Genomic DNA, 20,220 nt, shown 5'->3' with positions numbered 1-20,220 from the left:
GCCCCCTCTGGGGGAGTTCGAGGACGCGCGCCGCTCAGACCTGGTGCAGGCCCCGCCCCGCGAGCGAGAGCATCACCTCGCCCACCGCCTCCGACAGCGTCGGATGCGGGTGGATGTGCTGGGCGACGTCGGAAGCCTCCGCGTCCCAGCCGACCATCAGCTGGCCCTCGGCGATCATTTCGGAGACGTGGGGGCCGACGAGGTGGACGCCGAGGATGCGGCCGGTTTGGTCCGCGACGGCCTTCACCATGCCGCCCTGGCCGTGGACCATGCCCTTGGCGGTGCCGGTGAGGGGCATGGAGTTGACCTTGACGTCGTGGCCGGCGGCGACGGCCTGTTCCTCGGAGAGGCCGACGGAGGCGGTCTGCGGGCTGGAGTAGGTGACGCGGGGGACGGCCGCGTAGTCCACCGGGCGCGGGTCGTGGCCCGCGAGGGTCTCGGCGACGACCAGGCCCTCGGCGAACGAGGCGTGGGCCAGGCCGAGGGAGGGCGGCGGCAGGAGGTCGCCGACCACGTGGATGCCGGGGACGGACGTCTCCAGGCGCGCCCAGTCGGCGGGGGCGAGGAAGCCGCGGGCGTCGGTGGAGAGTCCCGCCGCCGCCAGGCCCAGGCCGTCGGTCACCGGCACCCGGCCGACGGCCACCAGCAGGCGGTGCACGGTCAGTTCGCGGACCTCGCCGCGCGCCGTGCGGATCGTCGCCCGGACGCCGCCTTCGAAGGGGTGGGCCTCCTCCAGGCGCGCGCCCGTCTGCACGTCGATGCCGCGCTTCTTCAGGCCCCGGGTGAGGTGCCGGCTCACGTCCGCGTCCTCCAGTGGAAGCAGCCGGTCGGCCGCCTCCACCAGCGTCACGCGGGCGCCCATGGACCGGTGCAGCGAGGCGTACTCGACGCCGATCGCGCCGCCGCCCAGCACCAGGACGGACGCCGGCAGCCCGGGTGCGAAGAGGGCGTCGTCGCTGGTCACCACGTGCCGGCCGTCCGGCTCCAGGCCGGGCAGGGTGCGCGGGCGCGACCCCGTGGCCAGGACGATGCCGCGCCGGGCGCGCCACTCCGTACCCGCCTCGTCACCGCTGTCCACCCGGACCGTCCGGTCGGACGTGAGGGAGGCCGAGCCGCGGACGACGCGGACGCCCGCCTGGGACAGGTGGCTCTCGACGCCCTTGTGGTTGCGGCCGACGATGTCGTCCCGGGTGGCGGTCAGCGCGTCCCAGTCGACGGACTCCAGCGTGGCGCGCACGCCCCAGCGTTCGCGCCCCTCCGTGATCCCGTCCACCAGCTCCGCCGCGTGCAGCATCGCCTTGCTCGGAATGCAGCCCCGGTGCAGGCAGGTGCCGCCGACCAGGTCGCGTTCGGCGAGCACCACGTCCAGACCGAGGTGCGCGGCGCGCAGCGCGGTGCTGTAGCCGCCGGTGCCGCCGCCGATGACGATGACGTCTGTCTCATGCATGCCCCAACCCTCCGCCCAGCAGCGAATATGAGTCCAACGCAATGTTTCGATCGGAGCGATGAGAGACGTTCATGGGCATGGGGGAGTGGGAGTCGTGAGCCTGCGGCAGATGGAGTACCTGGTGGCGGTGGTCGAGGAGCGGTCCTTCACGCGCGCCGCCGAGACCCTCAACGTCACCCAGTCCGCTTTGTCCCACCAGATCAAGGCGCTCGAACGGGAGGTGGGCGGGCGGTTGCTGGAGCGGCTGCCGCGCGGGGTCGGGCTGACCCCCATGGGTCGCGCCTACCTGCCGCACGCCGAACTCGCCGTGCGGAGCGCCGGGCTGGCCCGCCGGGCGGCCAAGGCCGCCGCCGGGGCCGAGGGCGGCGAACTGCACGTCGCGACGTTGCACGCGCTCGCGATCGGCGCCCTGCCGCCGGTCCTCGCCCGCTGGCGGCACGAGTTCCCCGGCATCCGGCTGCACCTGCACGAGTACCTGACCACGGACGAACTGCGCGATCACATGGGCCGGGGCGTGGCCGACCTCGCCGTCGGCCCCCGGCCCGCGGGGTGGGAGGGGCCGGTGGTCTCGCTGGGGGCGGAGGAGATCGTGATCGTCGTCCCCCGGGACGACCCCCTGGCGGAGCGTACGGATCCGGTCCGCCTCACGGAGCTGGCCGGCCGCGCCTGGGTGCGCTGCGTCCTGGAACCGGTGATCGGCGGTGAACGGTGGCTCGACCGCGAGTGTGCGCGCCACGGGTTCCGTCCGCTGACCGCCATGGAGGTGCAGCACGCGTCGACGGCGGTCCGGCTGGCGGTGGCGGGCGTCGGCGTCCTCGCCTGCTCGGTGCACGTGGCCCGGGCGACGGCGGGGGCGGTGGCCGTACCGGTGGACCCGGCGTGGCGGCAGGAGCAGACGGCCTACGCGCGCGTCGAACTCACGGGCGCGGCGCTGCGGTTCGCGGAGATGTGCCGGGACGGGGTGTTCGGGGGCCGGGTGTTCGAGGGCCGGGGGGACGGGCGGGAGGCGGCCTGAGCGGGTGGGGCCGACGTCCCGGCGCCGCCCCCCGACGCGCCGCGAGGCTTGGTCACTCCCGCGTCAGCAGCGCCACCGGATACCGGTGCAACAACCACCCCAGCAGCCCCTGTTCCTCGCACACCCGGCCCGTCAGCAGCTCGCGCCACCTGCCACCGCCCGGCAGCGCCAGCGCCGCGTCCCCCCAGCCGCCCGCCGCCTCCAGGTCCCGCGCCAGCCGCGTCGCCACCGCGACCACCGTGTCGGAACGGGCGAACGCCACGCAGTGGTCCGCGGCGGGGCCGTCGGCAGTCAGTGGCACGTACGTGGCGTCCGGGCCGAACCACGCGGGGTGGGCGCGGCGGAGGCGCAGGGCGGTACGGGTGAGGTGGAGCTTCTCGGCGGCCAAGGAGGCGGGGTCGCCGGGCCCCCCGGCCGCGAAGTCCGGCAGGCGGCGGTTGTCGGGGTCGACGAGGGTGCGGGAGACGCGTTCGGTGCCCATGTAGACGTCGGGGACGCCGGGCATGGTCAGGTGCAGCAGGGCCGCGCCCAGCGTGTTGGCCCGCACCGACGCGGCGGCGTCCGCCGCGAGGGCCGTCAGCTCCTCGTGGGCCGGGCCGCACGGGCCGGCGACGACGAAGCGCTCCACCTCCTGTTCGTACGCCGCGTCGGGCTCGGTCCACGTCGTGCGCAGCGCCGCCTCGCGCACGCTCTTGAGGACGGTGGGGACGAGCCGCAGGGCGTCCGGCTCGCCCAGGCCGAAGGCGTTCTGCCAGGCCGTCCAGGCCATGTGCGGGTCGGGCGGAGGCGTCCGTTCCGTCACCCGCGCGAGCAACCGCGCCCACTCGGCGGGGTACTCCGTGAGCGCCGCCACCCGCGCCCGGGCGTCGGCGCCGCGCTTGGTGTCGTGGGTGGACAGGACCGTGCCCGTGGCGGGCCAGTCGCGCTGCAGCCGGGCGCAGAAGGCGTGGAACTCGCCGGGCGCGACGGCGGGCCGGCCGGGGGAGCCGCCGACCTCCGTGGCCGAGAGCAGCGGCGCGTAGCGGTAGAAGGCGGTGTCCTCGACGGACTTGGCGTGCAGGGCGGCGGCGGTCTGGGCGAACCGGGCGCAGAAGTCCCGGTGGTCCGGGCCGTCACCGAGCCGGCCGAGGGCCGCGTCCTTCACCACGTCCACCGCGTCCGCCTCCTCCGGCACGGCGAAGGCCGCGCGGGCCTCCCGCGCCGCTTCCTCCAGCAGCACGGCGTCGGCGGGCGCCGCGGGTTCGCCGGGCCGGGCGTAGGGGCGGTAGACGGGCAGCCGGACGAGGATCTCGCATAGGGCCGTGCGCAGCGCCCAGGGGGCGTGGTCGCGCAGCGGCAGGGCGCCGTCGCAGATCCGGCCGGCGACGCGGACGAGGCGTTCGACCTCCGTCACCAGCTCGTGGGAGACCATGCGCCAGGCGGCCCGGCGGGCCGTGGCCGCCCAGTCGCCGCCGCGGTCGGGCGGCGGTGCGGCGTACGCCCGGTAGGCGGCGGTGAGCCGCTCGGCGCCGGCCGGGTCGGTGAACAGGCCGTCGAGGTGGGCGAGGGCGTCGTAGCCGGTGGTGCCGGCCACCGGCCAGCCGGCGGGCAGCTCCTCGCCGCGGGCGAGGATCTTCTCGACGACCGTCCAGCGGCCCCCGGTGGCCTCGTGCAGCCGCCGCAGGTAGCCGGCCGGGTCGGCGAGCCCGTCGGGGTGGTCGATCCGCAGCCCGTCGGCCACCCCTTCGCGGAGCAGCTGGAGCACCTTGGCGTGGGTGGCGGCGAAGACCTCCGGGTCCTCGACGCGGACCGCGATCAGCTCGGAGACGGTGAAGAAGCGGCGGTGGTTCAGCTCGGTGCGGGCCAGCCGCCACCAGGCCGGCCGGTACCACTGGGCGTCCAGCAGCTCGGGCAGCGGCAGCTTCTCGGTGCCGGGGCGCAGGGGGAGGACGTGGTCGTAGTAGCGCAGGGTGCCGTCGTGGACGGTGAAGCGGTCGAGCTCGTCGCCGAGCCGGCCGGCCAGCAGGGGGAGCAGGACCCGGCCGCCGTGCTCGGCCCAGTCGATGTCGAACCAGCGGGCGTAGCGGGAGGCCGGGCCGTCCCGCAGCACCTCCCACAGCGGCCCGTTGAGGTGCTCGGGCGCGGGGACGGCCATGTGGTTGGGCACGATGTCGAGGATCAGGCCGAGCCCGTGGGCGCGGGCGGTGCGGGACAGCGCGCGCAGCCCGTCCTCGCCGCCGAGCTCGGCCCGGACGGCGGTGTGGTCCGTCACGTCGTACCCGTGGGCCGAGCCGGGGACGGCCTCCAGGACGGGGGAGAGGTGCAGGTGGGAGATGCCGAGGGCGGCGAGCGCGGGTACGGCCCGCTCGGCCGCGGCGAACGGGAGGGCGGGCTGGAGCTGGAGGCGGTAGGTCGCCGTCGGAGGCGCCGGGCTGTCGCGCTTCATGGGAACATCCGTACCCAGGCGGAGGCCGCTTCTCGCCCCCTCAGAGCGGGCGTTGGAGAACGGCCAGGCTCCGGTCGGTCAGCGTGAGCCGGTCGCCGGCCGCGAGCTTCCGGCCGTCGTCCGTCACCCCGTCCGGGAGCGCCGTGTCCACCACGACCTGCCAGAGCCGGCCGTGGTCCGGCGGGATGACGAAGTCCAGCGGGCCGTGGTGGGCGTTGAACAGCAGCAGGAACGAGTCGTCGGCCACCCGCTCCCCGCGCGGCCCCGGCTCGGAGATGGCGCCACCGTTGAGGAAGACCGCCAGGGACTTGGCGTACGCGGCCTGCCAGTCGGCGTCCCGCATCTCCTCCCCTTCCGGGGTGAACCAGGCGATGTCGGACAGCTCGTTGAAGGTGCCCTGCTCGGGGCGGCCGTGGAAGAAGCGGCGGCGGCGGAAGACCGGGTGGTCGCGGCGGAGCCAGACCATGGCGCGGGTGAAGGCCAGCATGCGGCGCGCCCGCTCGGCCGCCGTGCCGTCGGGGCCCGGCCAGTGCACCCAGGACAGCTCGCTGTCCTGACAGTAGGCGTTGTTGTTGCCGCGCTGGGTGCGGGCGAACTCGTCGCCGTGGCTGATCATCGGGACGCCCTGGGAGAGCAGCAGGGTGGCGATGAGGTTGCGCATCTGCCGCTCGCGCAGGGCGAGGACGGCCGGGTCCTCGGTCTCGCCCTCGGCGCCGCAGTTCCAGGACCGGTTGTGGCTCTCGCCGTCCCGGTTGTCCTCGCCGTTGGCCTCGTTGTGCTTCTCGTTGTAGCTCACCAGGTCGTGCAGGGTGAAGCCGTCGTGGCAGGTCACGAAGTTGACGGAGGCGAGCGGGCGGCGGCCGTCGTCCTGGTAGAGGTCGGAGGAGCCGGTCAGCCGGGAGGCGAAGTCGGCCAGGGTGGCCGGTTCGCCGCGCCAGAGGTCCCGGCAGGTGTCCCGGAACTTGCCGTTCCACTCCGTCCACAGCGGCGGGAAGTTCCCGACCTGGTAGCCGCCCTCCCCGACGTCCCACGGTTCAGCGATCAGCTTCACCTGGCTCACCACCGGGTCCTGCTGCACCAGGTCGAAGAACGACGACAGCCGGTCCACCTCGTGGAACTGCCGGGCGAGCGTCGCCGCCAAGTCGAACCGGAATCCGTCCACCCGCATCTCGGTGACCCAGTAGCGCAGCGAGTCCATGATCAGCTGGAGGACGTGGGGGCTGCGCATCAGCAGGGAGTTCCCGGTGCCCGTGGTGTCCGTGTAGAACCGCGGGTCGTCCGCCAGCCGGTAGTACGAGGCGTTGTCCAGGCCGCGGAACGAGAGCGTCGGCCCCAGGTGGTTGCCCTCGGCCGTGTGGTTGTAGACGACGTCCAGGATCACCTCGATGCCGGCCTCGTGCAGCGCCCGCACCGCCGACTTGAACTCCAGCACCTGCTGGCCGCGGTCGCCCCAGGAGGCGTAGGCGTTGTGCGGGGCGAAGAAGCCGATGGTGTTGTAACCCCAGTAGTTGGACAGGCCCAGGTCCGCCAGCCGGTGGTCGTTGACGAACTGGTGCACCGGCATCAGCTCGATCGCCGTCACCCCCAGGTCCTTGAGGTGGTTCACGATCGCCGGGTGCGCCAGCGCCGCGTAGCTGCCCCGGATGTCCTCCGGCAGCTCCGGGTGAAGCATCGTCAGACCCTTGACGTGCGCCTCGTAGATGACCGTGCGGTGGTACTCGGTGCGCGGCGGCCGGTCGTCGCCCCAGTCGAAGTACGGATTGACGACGACGGACGTCATCATGTGCGGAGCGGAGTCCAGGTCATTACGGGCGTCCCGGTCCTCGAAGTGGTAGCCGTAGACCGCCTCACACCAGTCGACGGCACCGCTCACCGCTCGTGCGTACGGATCCAGGAGCAGCTTGGCGGAGTTGCACCGCTGCCCCCGCTCGGGGGCGTACGGGCCGTGGGCCCGGAAGCCGTACCGCTGGCCCGGCATCACCCCCGGCAGATAGGCGTGCCGCACGAACGCGTCGCTCTCCCGCAGCTCGACCGCCGTCTCCGAACCGTCGTCGTGCAGCAGGCACAACTCGATCCGCTCCGCCGCCTCGGAGAAGACCGCGAAATTGGTGCCCGCACCGTCATAGGTGGCACCGAGGGGATACGCCTGTCCCGGCCAGACCTGCATAGGCTCGACTCTCTCGCGTCTCCGGCTATCCCGGGCACCGTCGCCCCGGACCGTCGAGATACAGATCTTCCCCAAAAGCGCCGCCCCCACCGCCCGGCGGGCCACGTCCACCCGGGTGACGGGCGCGACTCCTCCCCGGCCTTCCGGGCGCCGGCCGCCGTTTCCCGGCCTCCTTCCCCGGTTCTCTCGGCCGAGCACCGGATTTTCATCTGGTATCCAGAGGATGCCCCGGTCTCCGGGCCGGGGAAGAATACGGTTCGCTCAGTCTCCCGCCAACCACGAGAGCACAATGGGGCCATGGTGGTCCATCAGGTGTCGGAGAGCGCCGGGTATGCCCGGTGGACGTTCCGGCTGCGTGTGTCGTCCACCGCCCGTACGGCCCTGATGGGCGAGTGGGACCGGTGCCGATGGATCTGGAACGAGTGTGTCGCCAAGTCCAGGGCCACCCACCTGCACAACAAGGCCACCGGTGAGCAGCGGGCCTGCGGCCCGGCGCAGCTCGACAAGATGCTGACCGAGGCCCGTGCCCGCACGGCATGGCTCCGCGAGGGTTCCAGCGTCCCGCAGCAGCAGCTGGTACGGGACTTCGCCAAGTCCCGCGCCAAGGCGCTGAAGGACATCAGGGACCGGCGGACCGTCGGCCGCCGGGCCGGGATGCCGAAGTGGAAGAAGAAGCGCGAAGCGCTCCCGAGCCTGAACTACTCCAAGCGCGGATTCCGACTCAAGGATGGCCGTCTGCATCTGGCGGGCGGCATCCGGCTGACGGTGGTGTGGTCGCGGGAACTCCCGGCCGCGCCGTCGTCGGTGCGCGTCTACCAGGACAACCTCGGCCACTGGTTCTGCTCCTTCGTGGTCCCCGCCGAGGTGCTGCCGCTGCCCGGGACCGGCCGAGTGATCGGTGTGGACTGGGGTGTGAGGGAGACCGCGACCACCACGTCCGAGTCGCACGACCTTCCGCATGCCGAGTACGGCAGGAAGGCCGCCGCGAAGCTGAACCGCTATCAGCGGATGATGTCCCGGAGGGCACCGGCCAGGGGCAAGCCCGCCTCCAAGGGCTACAAGGCGGCCGGACGCCGGTTCGCCAGACTGCACAAGAAGGTCGCCCGGCAGCGTCAGGACACCGCCCGCAAGTGGGCCAAGGCCGTTGTCCGCGACCACGACGCTCTCGCGGTCGAGGACTTCCGCCCGAGATTCCTCGCCAGGACCACCATGGCGAAGAAGGCCGCCGACGCCGCCATCGGCGCCACCAAAAGGGCCCTGATCGAGATGGGCCGCAAGCACGGCAGGGCCGTGCACCTGGTCAACCCCGCGCACACCACGATGGACTGCGCGCACTGCATGACGAGAGCCAAGCATGCACTGCCGCTGGGACTGCGCACCTACACCTGCGTCGCCTGCGGAACCGTGAGTCCACGGGACAAGAACTCCGCGCGTGTGATGCTGATCCGGGCTGGTCTCGACCCGGCCGGTGCCGAGGGCGCAAGACTCGGCGGGGCGCCGCCCCGCCGAGCGGCCTGAGCCGGAAATCCCCACGCCCGGAAGGCGGAGGAACCCCTCCTTTCCGGGAAGGGGAGGATTCAATATGAATCAGCTCACTCCCGTCCCAGGGCCCCCGGACAACCGCCACACCCGGCAGGCCAGTTCACCGGGTGGCCACCGGGCGCGTGTGCGCCGGCTCCCGCGGGCGCAGTAGTCTGCCTTGATCATTGAACGGGGGGCGGAAGGCGGTGGACTGGTGAGCTCGGGCGGGCTGGAGCTGCCTCCTGCGGACGGTGGCGCGGGGGAGGAAGCGCCCGGCGGTACACCCCTCGGCGCGGTCTCGCTGGTCCGCCCCGGAGAGATCGGGACGGAGCTGGACTGGGACGCCGCCGCGTGGGGCGAGGTGCGCACCCGCGCACGCCGCGCCGGCCGCGCCTACATCTGGCTGAATCTCGTCGAACAGCGGCTGCGCGCCGTCGTCGCCGCCGTGCTGCGCCCGGTGTACGAACCGGTGCACGGCGAGGACGAGTGGGTCGTCGCCGCGGCCGGGCCCGCCGGGCAGGAGTGGGTGCAGCGGGCCGTCGCCGTCCGCGAGGTCAGCCGCCGCAAGGGCTACCTCCTGGACCCGGCCGACGACAACGTCCTCAGCTTCCTCACCCTGCCCCAGCTGCGGGAACTCCTCGTCCAGCACTGGCCGTGCTTCGAGCCCTACCTCGACGACCGGCGCGAACTCGAACTGGCCCTCGACGAGCTGGAAGTCACCCGGAACGTCGTCTCCCGCAACCGCGCCCTCTCCCGGACCGTCCTCGACCAGGCGGAACGGGCCTCCGCCCGGCTCCTGGACATCCTCGGCAGCGGGCCCGGCGGGCACTCCGTCGACCGGCTGCCCGTCGACGCGGTCGAGGACCTGGTCGGCGACCGGTACGCGGACGTCGTCGGCGTCCACCCCGACCGGGTGCGCCTCCAGCGGCAGCTGCCCGTCGAGGACCTCTTCGGCAGCGCCCGCCGCCTCGACGCGGTGGGCATCGGGCTGAACCTGCTGGTGCAGAACTACTCGGGGCGCCGGCTGGTGCGGCTCGCCGAGCACGGCTGCCGGGCGCGGCTCCTCTTCCTCAACCCGGCGAGCAGCGCGGTCCGCCGCCGCGAGCGCGAGCTCGGCCTGAAGAAGGGCGAGATGAGCCGGTCCGTGGAGATGAACATCATGCACATGCGGCGGGTGCGCGACCGGCTGTCCGACCCCGCCGCGTTCGAGATCCGCGTCTTCGACGAGACCCCGCGCTTCACCGCCTACCTCGTCAACGGCGACGGCCCGGACGGGCTCGCCGTCGTCCAGCCCTACCTGCGCAAGGCGCGCGGGATGGAGGCGCCGGTGCTGGTGCTGCGCGGCGGGCGGCGGACCGAGGCGCGGGCGCAGGCGCCGGACGAGCACGGGCTGTTCGACACCTATCGCGAGGAGTTCGAAGGGGTCTGGCAGGACTCTCGGCAGGTCTCCTGATGATCTGTGGCCCCTGATGCTCGGGGTCTCCTGATGCTGACCGTCTCCTTGCTGGCCGTCTCCTGATGCTCAGCGCCCCCTGACGTAGGGCTTCGCTTGTCCGTCGGCTGGCATGACGGCACGTCACCCCGTTGTCAGTGCCCCGTGCGAGGCTGGTGGTCCAACGGGGAAAGCACCACCGAGGGGGGATGTGCCATGGGTTGGCACGGGGAGTTGCTGGTCGGGTTCGACCTGGAGACGACGGGGACGGACCCGGCGGAGGCGCGGATCGTCACGGCGGCCGTCGTCGAGACCAAGGCGGGTGAACCGGTGGGCCGGCGCGGCTGGCTCGCCGATCCCGGCGTGCCCATTCCGGACGAGGCCGCCGCCATCCACGGCATCACCGGGGAACGGGCGGCGGCGGAGGGCCGCCCCGCGCGCGAGGTGGTCGCGGAGATAGGGCGCACGCTGGCCGCCCACTGGGCGGCGGGCACTCCGGTCGTCGCCTACAACGCCGCCTTCGACCTCAGCCTGCTCGCCGCCGAGCTGCGCCGCCACGACCTGCCGCCGCTGCTGCCGGACGGCCTCGGCCCGGTCATCGACCCCCTCACCATCGACCGTGCCGTCGACCGTTACCGCAAGGGCCGCCGCACGCTCGGCGCGGTCTGCGCCGAGTACGGGGTCGATCTCGACGCCGCCCACGAGGCGGGCGCCGACGCCTTGGCGGCGGTCCGCGTCGCCCGCGCGATAGCCGAGCGCCACCCGCGCATAGGGGAGGCCGACCTGGCGGAGCTGCACCGCCGGCAGGTGCGGTGGTACGGCGAGTGGGCCGCGGGTTACCAGGCATGGCTGCGGCGGCAGGGGCACGAGGGGGCCGTGGTGGACGGGAGGTGGCCGCTGCGGTAGGCGCGGCGGGCGGTGTGAGCTACCGGGCGGCCGGGGGCGCCTCCTCCGCGACCGGTTCCGCCTTCGTGTGGAGCACTTCCCGGGCCTGCTCCGCGGCGCGGACGGTGCTTTCGTAGACGAAGTCGAGGAAGCGGGCGATGTTCTCCATGCGGGTGCCGGCCGGGGTGGCGGGGCCCAGGACGCCGACGCCCTGCCGCGCGGTCTCGATGAGTCCGGCGAGGGAGCGGGCGCTGGCCATCATCGACTGGTACCAGACGTCGTCGTCGACGACGTAGCGCTCGCGGCGGCCCTCGCCGCGCTCCCGGCGGATCAGGCCCTGGCTTTCGAGGAACGCGGCCGCCTTGGAGACGGACGCCGGGCTGACCTGGAGCCGCCGGACGAGTTCGGACGCGGTGAGGCTGCCCGAGTCGGCGAGGGTGAGGCAGGCCAGCACCCGGGCCGTCATCCTGGGCATGCCCGACGCCATGAGGACGGTGGTGAACGTCTCCTCGTACGCGCGCACGGCCTCGGCGTCGCGTCCGTGGGCCGGCGGGGGTGCCTCCGCCGGCCGGGGTGCGGCCTGCGCGCGCCGCCGGGCGCGGCGTTCGGTGGCGCGGTGCGCCAGGTCGGCGCGGTAGGCGGTGGGGCCGCCGTTGCGCATCACCTCGCGGGTGACCGTCGAGGTCGGACGGTCGAGGCGCCGGGCGATCTCGGCGTAGGCGAGGTCGTCGGCCAGCCCCTGGGCGATCTGCCGACGCTCCTGCTGGGTGAGTCTGCCTCCCGGCATCGTGGTCTCCTTCGTGCTCTCGGAGCCGCCAGAATAGCGTTCACCGACAACTCATTGCAACGAAACGAGGGCTGGCGTTGCATTAGCTTTCAGTGGCATTGCAATGATTAATCTGCTCTGACCTGCGTAAACGTATGTCTGGTGCAACGAGTTTATTGTCGCGTCCGCGAAAGCAACGTAGCGTTTCCGTCGCAGGAAACAGCGAGTCAAGGAGAGAGCACCATGCAGAAGTTCGTCACCCCCGCCCCGATCGCCGCCGTCCTCGACATCCCCGCGGGGCACATCCGGTTCATCGCCGCCGAGCGGGCCGACACGGTCGTCGAGGTCCTGCCCGCGGACGCCTCCAAGGGCCGTGACGTCAAGGCCGCGGAGCGGATCGGCGTCGAGTACGGCGACGGCGTCCTGCGGGTCACGGCCGCGCTGGCGAAGAACGCGGTCCTCGGCAGCTCCGGCGCGGTCGAGGTGACCGTCCGGCTCCCCGCCGGCTCGCGGGTCGAGGCGAAGGCGGCCGACGGCGAGTTCCGGGGCGTCGGACGGCTCGGCGACGTCGCCTTCGAGGGCGCGCGGGGCACCGTCAAGCTGGACGAGGCCGCGAGCGCCCGCCTCACCCTCCAGGCCGGCGACGTCTCGGTCGGCCGCCTGGGCGGCGACGCGGAGATCAGCACCCGGCACGGCGACCTCCACGTCGCCGAGGCCGTGCGCGGCACGGTCGTGCTGCGCACCGAGTCCGGCGAAGTGTCCGTCGGCGCGGCCCGCGGCGTCTCCGCCGCGCTGGACGCCGGCACCGCCTACGGCCGGATCCACAACGCGCTCAAGAACGCCGGGGGGACCGCCGACCTGACCATCCACGCGACCACGTCCTACGGTGACATCACCGCCCGCAGCATCTGACACCCTCCCGCCTGGCCGGCCGGGCGGGAGAGCGTCAGAAAGGCCGCCAGCGCACTGCCGTGTCGCCGTCCCGCAGGGAGGCGACCCGGCGGCGGAACTCGGCCAGGGCGGCCGGGTTGCCCGGCGCGTGCTGGGCCACCCAGGCGCAACTGGCCGTCTCGCGCGCCCCACGCAGCACCGCGCAGCCGTCCCACTCGCGGACGTCCCAGCCGTAGGTACGGACGAAGGCGTCATAGCCCTCCGGGGCGAGGCCGTAGCGGTCGCGGCCGAGCGCCATCACGACCAGGTCGTGCTCGCGCAGGTCCGCGGCGAAGGTCTCCAGATCGACCAGGACGGGCCCGTCCGGCCCGACGTGGACGTTGCGGGTCAGCGCGTCCCCGTGCACCGGCCCCGGCGGGAGGTGCGGGACGAGCGCGGCGGCCGCCGCCGCGAACCCGTCGCGCCGCTCGCGGAGATACGCGGCGTCCGCCGGGTCGATCGCGTCACCGGCCAGCCGCAGCCAGCGCTCGACGCCGTCGAGCAGGTCGCGCGGCGGCAGCCCGAAGTCCGGGGCGGGCAGGGCGTGGACGAGCCGGAGCAGCCCGGCCAGATCCTCGGGGGTCGCGGGGCGGACGGCGTCGGGCATCCGGTGCCAGAGCGTCACGGGGTGCCCGTCCGCCATCGCCACCTCGGCCTCGACCGGCCGCACGGCCGGGACGCCGCTCTCCGCCAGCCAGGTCGCGACGCGCAGTTCGCGGCGTGCGCGGTCGGCGAGCGAGGAGTGCCGCCCGACCTTCGCGACCAGGCCGCCGGACGCGAACACCGCGTTCTCTCCGAGCGCGAGCAGCGTCGCGTCGCGCGCCGCCGGCTCCGTCAGCCCGGCCCGCGCCAGGAGGGCGCGCGCCCGCTGTTCCGTGAATGCCGCCTCCGACACGTCGGCCACCGTCCGTACCCTCGCTCTCGTTCCGCCCCCTCGGTCCGGTGCGGGGGTTCCCGGGCATTCTGCCGTCTGCCGGCGCGGGGGCCCGCACCGGCAACCTTCCGTGGCGGCCACCAGCCGTCGAACGTCCGTCCCCGAGGACGGATCGCCGAGCCTCGCAGGGCCCGGAGAGGTGCGAGGAGAGAGCGGATCGCCCCGGCGCGGCGGCCGCCGGGCCGTCCGCGCGTCGGCGAACGGGCCCGCGGGGGACCGACCGCCTGGTACGGTCCCCTCGGCCGCCGTGCCTCACCCCCACGGGGCACGGCGGCCACCTCCGTTCACCGGCGGGTCCGGTAAAACCCCAGGTCCCGTCCGTCCGTGCCGCATTAGGCTCCGATCACCGACGCGCGTGAGGCGCGCGTGAGACGTGTATGAGACGTGTGTGACTGGAGCGCTGCATGACGACCGCGATACTCGGCTTCGCCCTCTTCTCCCTCCTGGTGACGGTCTCTCCGGGCCCCGACCTCGTCCTCGTGCTGCGCAACTGCCTGCGCGGCGGGCGCCGGGCCGGTGCCGCCACCGGCCTCGGGGCGGCCGTGGGGTCGCTCGGCTGGGGCGTGGCCGCCGCGTTCGGCCTGGCGGCGGCGCTCCAGCGGTGGGACGCGGCGTTCACCTTCGTCAAACTGGCCGGCGCCGCCTACCTCGTCTTCCTCGGCGCGCAGGCGCTCTGGGCGCAGCGCCGCGCCGTGGCCCTGTCCCAGGAGCCGCCGCCCGCCCCGGAGTCCGAGGGTGACGCGCCCGGGTCGGTCGGCGCCGGCGCGGCCTTCCGGCAGGGCGTGCTGAGCTGCCTGCTGAACCCGAAGGTCGGCGTCTTCTTCGTCGCCGTCGCACCGCAGTTCCTCCCGGACGGCGCGTCCCCGCTCGCCACGACTCTCCTCTTCGGAGTGATCGACGCGGTCATCGCCGCCGCCTGGCTGCTGCTCGTGACCCTCGGCGCCACCCGCTTCATGGCCTGGCTGCGCCGCCCCCGCGTCCACCGCAACCTCGAACGCGCCACGGGCGGCGTCCTGCTGGCCCTGGGCGTCGGGACGGCCGTCGAGTCGGTCTGACGCGTCGCCTGGTCTGACGCGTCGCCTGGTCTGGCGCCTCGCCCGGTCTGGCGCCTCGCTCGGGCAGGCGCCTTGCCCGGCCTGACGCCTCGCCCGGGTCGGATGCCTCGCCCGGCCTGATGCCTCGCCCGGCAGGCGCCTGGCCGGGTCAGGCGGTGAAGGCCGCCGCGTGCTCCTCGGCCCAGGCCGCGAACGTCCGGGCCGGGTGGCCGGTCAGCAGCTCCACGCCGGGCGCGACCTCCTCCGGAACGCCGTCCGCGGCCCGCCACGCGGCGAGCAGCGTGTCCGCGTACACCTCCGGCATGAACGCGGAGACCGACCGCTTCCACTCCTCCGGGCCCACGGCCTCGACGGTCAGGGGCCGGCCCACGGCGCGCCCGATGTGCTCCACGTGCTCCCGGAAGGTGAGCGACTCCGGCCCGGAGAGCCTGTGCCCGGTACCGCGGTGGGCATCGGCGGTGAGCACCGCGTGGGCGGCCTCGGCGATGTCGCGTTCGTGGATGGGGGTGGAGTGCGCCTCGGGGTAGGGGAGGCGGACGACGCCCTCGGTGCGGATGGACTGGGCCCAGCCGAGCGCGTTGGTGGCGAAGCCGCCCGGCCGCAGCGCGGTGGAGGCGATCGGGGCCGCCGCCAGCGCCCGTTCGGCGTCACGGTGCATGTCGACGATCGGGTTCCGGACGTCCTCCGGCGCCAGCGCGGCCGTCGACGACAGCAGGACGATGTGCTCCACCCCCGCCCGTTCCGCCTCCGTGAGGAACGCGTCGGCGTGCGACGCCTGCGCGTAGAGGAAGACGGAGGTGACGCCGTCGAGCGCGGCGGGGAACGTCTCCGGCTCGCCGAGCGCGCAGCGCACGGACTCGGTGCCCGTGGGGAGGCTCAGCTCCTCGGGGGCGTTGGAACCGGCGCGGACCGGGCGGCCGTCGGACCGCAGGAGGTCGATGAGAACGCGGCCGACGCGGCCGCGGGCTCCGGTGACGAGGGTCGTCATGAGGGCGTGCCTTTCGTAGCATGGCGAGGCGACGCACAATGTGCGTGGCGAAAAGATTGTGTCGCGCAAAGATTGCGCGACGCAAGGGTTTTTCCGGGTGGAGGTCGGACAGGTGCCGGAACGGGCGGAACTGCTGCAGGAGATCGTGAGCGAGAGCCGTCGCCACTACGCGGTCTGGACCCTGTTCAACCAGGCCCTGGCCGACAGCCTGGGCCTGCACCCCACGGACCTCCAGTGCGTGAACCTGCTCCACCGGGCGGGCGGGCCGCTGTGTACCGGGGAGATCGCCCGCCTCACCGGCCTGACCCCCGGCTCCGCCACCCGCCTCGTCGACCGCCTGGTCAAGGCCGGCATCGCCGAGCGGCGGATCGACCCCGACGACCGCCGGCGAGCCCTCGTCGCCCTGGCCCCCGGCTCCCTCGCCGGCATCGGCGCGGCCTGGGACGAACCCGGCCGGGCGTTCCGCCAGGTCCTGGCCGGTTACACGGACGAACAGCTCGCCGTCATCGGCGACTACCTCGGCAAGGCGTCGGAGGTGGGCCGCGCGCAGACCGAACGCCTCCGCGCGGAGGCGGCGGCTCGTCGCTGACCCGCCTCCGCGCTCTGCCGGCGGCGGGCCTGCGCCGTCGGCCTGGTGGGGGTCTTCTTGGCGCTCGTCCCGGCTAGGCCGCCGCCCGTTCCACCTCCCACCCGGGGGTCGCCGCGGCGCCGGCAGCGCCCTCAGCGCCTTCTTCGTAACGCCGCACCAGCAACGTCACCACCTCCCGTGCCGCCCCCAGCGGTTCCGCCACCGCGTCGGCGCCCGCGGTGGCAGCGCCCGCGGCGATGCGGTCCGGGAGGCGGCCGGGGGCCAGGACGTAGCGGGCCACGGCGACGCGTTCGCAGCCTTCGGCGCGGAGGGCGCGGACCGCGTCCTCCGTGCGGGGGCCGGCGGCTGAGGCGTAGGCGGGTCGGACGGCGCGCCAGCCGGTGGCCTGCCAGGTGCGGGCCAGGGAGGCGATGGCGGCGGTGGCCGACGGGTCGGAGGAGCCGGCCGCGGCCAGGACGACGCCCGTCGTGGCGCGGGCGCGGGTGGGGACGCCGGCCTCGCGGAGCCGCTGCTCCAGGGCCGAGAGGAGGAGGCGGCACGGGCCCAGTACCGGCGCCTGACGTACCGTCAGTCCCGGCGGGGTGGCGGTACGGAGGACGTCCGGGATGTCCGTCGACGCGTGGAAGGCGTGCGTCAGCAGCAGCGGTACGGCCACCGCCGTCCGTACCCCATCCGCAGCCAGGCGGGTGAGGGTCGTCGGGACGTCGGGGGTGCGGAGGCCCAGGAAGCCGGCCGCGACCCGTACGCCCGGGAGGCGGGCCGCGACCCGGGTGCGCAGGGCGGCGACGGTCGCCGCGTGGCGCGGGTCGCGGCTGCCGTGGGCGACGAGGAGCAGCGCGGGCGGTGTGCCGGTCATTTCGCCGCCAGTCCCCGGGTGCGGAGCACCCGGCGTTCCAGGGGGCTGAAGACCGCCAGGTCGATGGCGATGCCGACGAAGAGGATCAGCAGGATCCCGAGCAGCACCGCCGGCATGTCGGAGTCGGTGCGGGCGTTCTCCAGGTACTGGCCGAGACCCAGGCCCAGATCCGGTGAGGACGCGATGAGTTCGGCCGCCATCAGCGAGCGCCAGGAGAACGCCCAGCCCTGCTTGAGGCCGGCGATGTAGCCCGGCAGCGCCGCCGGCAGCAGGATGTGGCGTGCGCCCCGGGCCCCCGTCGCGCCCAGGGTGCGGCCCGCCCGCAGGTACAGCGGCGGCACCTGGTCGATGCCGGACACCAGCCCGTTGGCGATGGACGGGACGGCGCCCAGCAGGATCACCGCGTACATCGCCGCGTCCGTGATGCCCAGCCAGATGACCGCCGCCGGCACCCAGGCCACCGAGGGTAGCGACTGGAGGCCGGAGAGGATCGGTCCGAGGGCCGCCCGGACGAAGGGCACGCGCGCCACCAGCAGGCCCAGCGGCGTGCCCAGGGCGAGGGCGGCGAGGAAGCCGAGCAGGCCGCGCGAGACGCTGGTCCAGATGATGTCGAACAGCGTGCCCTGGAGCCAGAGTTCGCGGAGGCTGTGCCAGACCGCCGACGGGTCGGGCAGCTTGTAGTCCGCGGTGACCCCGGCGACGACCAGCAGCTTCCAGACGGCGAGGACGAGGACGACGGCCGTGACCGGCGGCAGCACCTTGTGCAGCAGGACCTGCCGCAGCGGCGTGCGTTCGACCGGGACGGCGTCCAGGGCGTCGAGCCCGGCCTCCAGCCCGGCCAGGTCGGAGGCGGTCTCAGTGCTTGCCATGACGGCGGATCTCCCCACGCAGTTCCTCGGTGATCTCCACGGACAGGTCCGCGACCGCCGCGTCCTCGATGCGGCGCGGCTGCGGTATGCCGACCGTCCACTCCCGCGCCACCCGGCCCGGCCGGGAGGACAGCAGCACCACGCGCTGCCCCAGCCGCACCGCCTCGCGCACGTTGTGCGTGACGAACAGCACCGACAGCGCGGTCTCCGACTCCGCTGACTCCGCCGACTCCGACCAGATCCGGGTGAGTTCGTGGTGCAGCACGTCCCGGGTGATGGCGTCGAGCGCGGCGAACGGCTCGTCCATCAGCAGCAGCCGGCTGTCCTGCGCCAGCGCCCGGGCGAGGGCGACGCGCTGCCGCATCCCGCCGGACAGCTCGTGCACCCGCTTGCGGTACGCGCCGCCGAGCCGGACGAGGTCGAGCAGCCGCTCGGCCTCGGCCCGCCGGTCCGCCCGGGGCACGCCGCGCAGCCGGAGCGCGAGCTCGACGTTGCGGCCCGCCGTCAGCCAGGGGAACAGGGCGTGCTCCTGGAACATCAGCGCCGGCCGGCCGCCGGGCACCTCGATGGTGCCCGCCGTGGGCCGGTCGAGACCGGCGACCAGGTTCAGCAGCGTCGACTTGCCGCAGCCGCTGGCCCCCAGCAGGCAGACGAACTCCCCGGGGCGGACGTCGAGCGTGATGTCCTCCAGGACCGGCCGGCCGTCGCCGGAGCGGGCGAAGTGCTTGTGGACGCGGTCGATCCGGACGGCCGGGGGTGCGTCGGCGCCGGCCGGCGCGGGAGCGGTGCCGGACCTGTCGGTCCTGCCGGTCCTGCCGGTGGTCGTGGTGGTCGTGGCGGTCGTGGGGGTCGTGGTCGGGGCCATCCGGACCTCCTGGTGTGCGGTCGGTGGTGCGGGGACGTGTCGTACGCCTGCTGTCGGCGCCGTGCCGTTCCGGTGCCGGAGCCGTACCGGTGCGGTGCCGGAGCCGTACCGGTGCGGTGCCGGAGCCGTACCGGTGCGGTGCCGGCGCCGTACCGCCTACTGCCGGCCGAGCCCCGCCGCGTCGACGGGCGGCCTGCCCTCGGCCTTGAGGACCTTGTTGAGCGGAGCCAGGTCGTAGATGCCGGCCAGGTCCGGCTTGTCCAGCAGGCCGGCGGCGACCGCGTGGTCGGCCTCGGCCCGCAGGGTGGCCGCCAGCGGGTCGTCGGTGGTCCGGATGGAGGCCCACGCCGGGTCCAGGACGTCGGCCGGCAGCGCCTTGCCGGACAGCTTCTTCAGCGCCGCGTTCGCGGACGCCTTCGCCTTGGCCGGATTCGCGGCGATCCAGGCGTTGGTGCGCACCGAACCGCGCAGCACGGCCTCGACGACGTCCGGGTGCCGTTCGAGGAACGTCCGCGACACGATGACGTTGGTGATGACGAACTTCCCGCCGGGCCACAGGGACGCCTCGTCCAGCAGCACCTTCCCACCCTCGGACACCAGCTTCGACGCCGTCGGCTCGGGCACCCACGCGCCGTCCACCGAGCCGGACTTGAACGCGTCCGGCGTCACCTTGTTGTCCGTCCGCACCACCGACACGTCGCCCTTGCCGCTCCCCGGGTCGACCTTCCAGCCCCGGCTCGCGATCCAGTGGAGGAAGGCGACGTCCTGGGTGTTGCCCTTCTGCGGAGTGGCGATCCGCTTGCCCTTGACGTCGTCGAGCGTGCGGATCTTCTTGGGGTCGACGACGAGCTTGACGCCGCCGGAGGCCGAGCCCGAGACGATCCGCAGGTTCTGTCCCTTGGACTTCACGTAGCCGTTGATCGCCGGCGAGGGGCCGATCCAGCCGATGTCGATCGAGCCGGCGTTGAGCGCCTCGATCTCGGACGGGCCCGCGTTGAACGTGGTCGACTTCAGCTTCGTGCCGCCCAGTTCCTTCCGCAGGATGCCCTCCTGCTCGCCGACCAGCGGGGTGGCGTGCGTGATGTTGGGGAAGTAGCCGATGGTCACGGAGTCGGCCGACAGCTTCGGCGCGCCCTCGGCGGCCTGCCCCGCGGGGCGTGCCTCGTCCTTCGTGGAGCCGTAGCCGCAGGACGCCAGGGTCAGGATCGCCGAGAGGGTCAGGGTCAGGAGGGGAACGGCGGCCGCGCGTGGTCGGCGGCGGGCGGAGGAAGGCATGGGTGAGGGTCCTCTCGGCGGGGCGGTGGGGAGGAGCGGGGAGCGGTGGGGGAGAGGGGGGTGGCAGAAGTCTGAACAGGAGGTTCCGCCAGGGGCGTTGCGGGGACGTTGCACCGGCGTTGCGCGGCGTTGCGGGATACAGCGGGTAGGCGGTGTCGCGTGGGGTGCGCGCGTGGCGCTCGCGGTGTGGCGACGACGGGT

At 73.9% G+C, this 20,220-nt stretch carries 17 protein-coding genes; 7 read left to right on the top strand and 10 right to left on the bottom strand.

All coding sequences use genetic code 11. The features are described from left to right. Positions 1-34: 34 nt before the first annotated feature. Positions 35-1,447, bottom strand: a complete 1,413-nt coding sequence (gene lpdA, locus JNW98_RS00235; protein ID WP_223765969.1) for a dihydrolipoyl dehydrogenase — start codon at positions 1,445-1,447, stop codon at positions 35-37. Positions 1,448-1,541: 94 nt separating this feature from the next. On the opposite strand from lpdA, the gene JNW98_RS00230 reads away from it, so the two are divergent. Beyond that, a complete protein-coding gene (locus JNW98_RS00230; RefSeq protein WP_308015419.1) occupies positions 1,542-2,462 on the top strand; it encodes a LysR family transcriptional regulator in 921 nt (306 codons plus the stop codon). A 52-nt stretch (positions 2,463-2,514) separates the two neighbouring features. On the opposite strand, the gene treY is transcribed toward JNW98_RS00230, so the two are convergent. Together treY and glgX are read right to left on the bottom strand one after the other, a co-directional pair. Then, on the bottom strand, positions 2,515-4,887 hold the full coding sequence (treY, locus tag JNW98_RS00225; RefSeq protein ID WP_223765968.1) for a malto-oligosyltrehalose synthase: 2,373 nt from the start codon (positions 4,885-4,887) through the stop codon (positions 2,515-2,517). Positions 4,888-4,927: 40 nt separating this feature from the next. After that, the gene (gene glgX, locus JNW98_RS00220) at positions 4,928-7,054 is read right to left on the bottom strand and encodes a glycogen debranching protein GlgX (RefSeq protein WP_223765967.1); all 2,127 of its coding nucleotides are present in this window, start codon (positions 7,052-7,054) and stop codon (positions 4,928-4,930) included. 297 nt (positions 7,055-7,351) lie between these two features. Between glgX and JNW98_RS00215 the strand changes: the two genes are divergently transcribed. The 3 genes from JNW98_RS00215 (at position 7,352) to JNW98_RS00205 (ending at position 10,913) form a co-directional block, all read left to right on the top strand. Continuing rightward, entirely contained in the window at positions 7,352-8,572 is a 1,221-nt protein-coding gene (locus tag JNW98_RS00215) for an RNA-guided endonuclease InsQ/TnpB family protein (protein WP_223765966.1), read from the top strand. Between the two features lie 217 nt (positions 8,573-8,789). Further along, positions 8,790-10,028 carry a DUF5919 domain-containing protein gene (locus JNW98_RS00210; protein ID WP_223765965.1) on the top strand — a complete coding sequence of 413 codons (1,239 nt, stop codon included), beginning with the start codon at positions 8,790-8,792 and terminating at the stop codon, positions 10,026-10,028. A 195-nt stretch (positions 10,029-10,223) separates the two neighbouring features. Next, entirely contained in the window at positions 10,224-10,913 is a 690-nt protein-coding gene (locus JNW98_RS00205) for a 3'-5' exonuclease (protein WP_223765964.1), read from the top strand. Positions 10,914-10,932: 19 nt separating this feature from the next. On the opposite strand, the gene JNW98_RS00200 is transcribed toward JNW98_RS00205, so the two are convergent. Next, positions 10,933-11,679, bottom strand: coding sequence for a GbsR/MarR family transcriptional regulator (locus JNW98_RS00200; protein WP_223765963.1), 747 nt, complete (start codon positions 11,677-11,679; stop codon positions 10,933-10,935). A 222-nt stretch (positions 11,680-11,901) separates the two neighbouring features. Here JNW98_RS00200 and JNW98_RS00195 point away from each other — a divergent pair, with 222 nt between their 5' ends. After that, on the top strand, positions 11,902-12,570 hold the full coding sequence (locus tag JNW98_RS00195; RefSeq protein ID WP_223765962.1) for a DUF4097 family beta strand repeat-containing protein: 669 nt from the start codon (positions 11,902-11,904) through the stop codon (positions 12,568-12,570). A 34-nt stretch (positions 12,571-12,604) separates the two neighbouring features. On the opposite strand, the gene JNW98_RS00190 is transcribed toward JNW98_RS00195, so the two are convergent. Beyond that, positions 12,605-13,483: a phosphotransferase enzyme family protein gene (locus JNW98_RS00190; RefSeq protein WP_223765961.1), complete on the bottom strand. Its 879-nt coding sequence runs from the start codon at positions 13,481-13,483 to the stop codon at positions 12,605-12,607. A 443-nt stretch (positions 13,484-13,926) separates the two neighbouring features. Here JNW98_RS00190 and JNW98_RS00185 point away from each other — a divergent pair, with 443 nt between their 5' ends. Then, entirely contained in the window at positions 13,927-14,577 is a 651-nt protein-coding gene (locus JNW98_RS00185; protein ID WP_223765960.1) for a LysE family translocator, read from the top strand. 148 nt (positions 14,578-14,725) lie between these two features. On the opposite strand, the gene JNW98_RS00180 is transcribed toward JNW98_RS00185, so the two are convergent. Further along, positions 14,726-15,565: an NAD(P)H-binding protein gene (locus JNW98_RS00180; RefSeq protein ID WP_223765959.1), complete on the bottom strand. Its 840-nt coding sequence runs from the start codon at positions 15,563-15,565 to the stop codon at positions 14,726-14,728. Between the two features lie 97 nt (positions 15,566-15,662). Between JNW98_RS00180 and JNW98_RS00175 the strand changes: the two genes are divergently transcribed. Further along, on the top strand, positions 15,663-16,154 hold the full coding sequence (locus JNW98_RS00175) for a MarR family winged helix-turn-helix transcriptional regulator (protein ID WP_223765958.1): 492 nt from the start codon (positions 15,663-15,665) through the stop codon (positions 16,152-16,154). Between the two features lie 73 nt (positions 16,155-16,227). Here the strand turns inward: JNW98_RS00175 and JNW98_RS00170 are convergent, their stop codons facing one another. The 4 genes from JNW98_RS00170 to JNW98_RS00155 all read right to left on the bottom strand — a co-directional run bounded on the left by JNW98_RS00170 (position 16,228) and on the right by JNW98_RS00155 (position 20,019). Continuing rightward, on the bottom strand, positions 16,228-17,010 hold the full coding sequence (locus tag JNW98_RS00170; RefSeq protein ID WP_223765957.1) for a sirohydrochlorin chelatase: 783 nt from the start codon (positions 17,008-17,010) through the stop codon (positions 16,228-16,230). Then, positions 17,007-17,879 (bottom strand): ABC transporter permease, encoded by an 873-nt coding sequence (locus tag JNW98_RS00165; protein WP_223765956.1) that lies wholly within the window; start codon positions 17,877-17,879, stop codon positions 17,007-17,009. Before JNW98_RS00165 ends, JNW98_RS00170 begins: the two co-directional genes overlap by 4 nt. Beyond that, positions 17,866-18,744, bottom strand: coding sequence for an ABC transporter ATP-binding protein (locus JNW98_RS00160; protein WP_223765955.1), 879 nt, complete (start codon positions 18,742-18,744; stop codon positions 17,866-17,868). Before JNW98_RS00160 ends, JNW98_RS00165 begins: the two co-directional genes overlap by 14 nt. A 156-nt stretch (positions 18,745-18,900) precedes the next feature. Continuing rightward, positions 18,901-20,019: an aliphatic sulfonate ABC transporter substrate-binding protein gene (locus JNW98_RS00155; RefSeq protein ID WP_223765954.1), complete on the bottom strand. Its 1,119-nt coding sequence runs from the start codon at positions 20,017-20,019 to the stop codon at positions 18,901-18,903. Positions 20,020-20,220: the final 201 nt, after the last annotated feature.

It is taken from the genome of Streptomyces huiliensis (assembly GCF_020037025.1).
Taxonomy (GTDB): Bacteria; Actinomycetota; Actinomycetes; order Streptomycetales; family Streptomycetaceae; genus Streptomyces; species Streptomyces huiliensis.
This window is presented reverse-complemented; position numbering and strand designations above follow the sequence as displayed.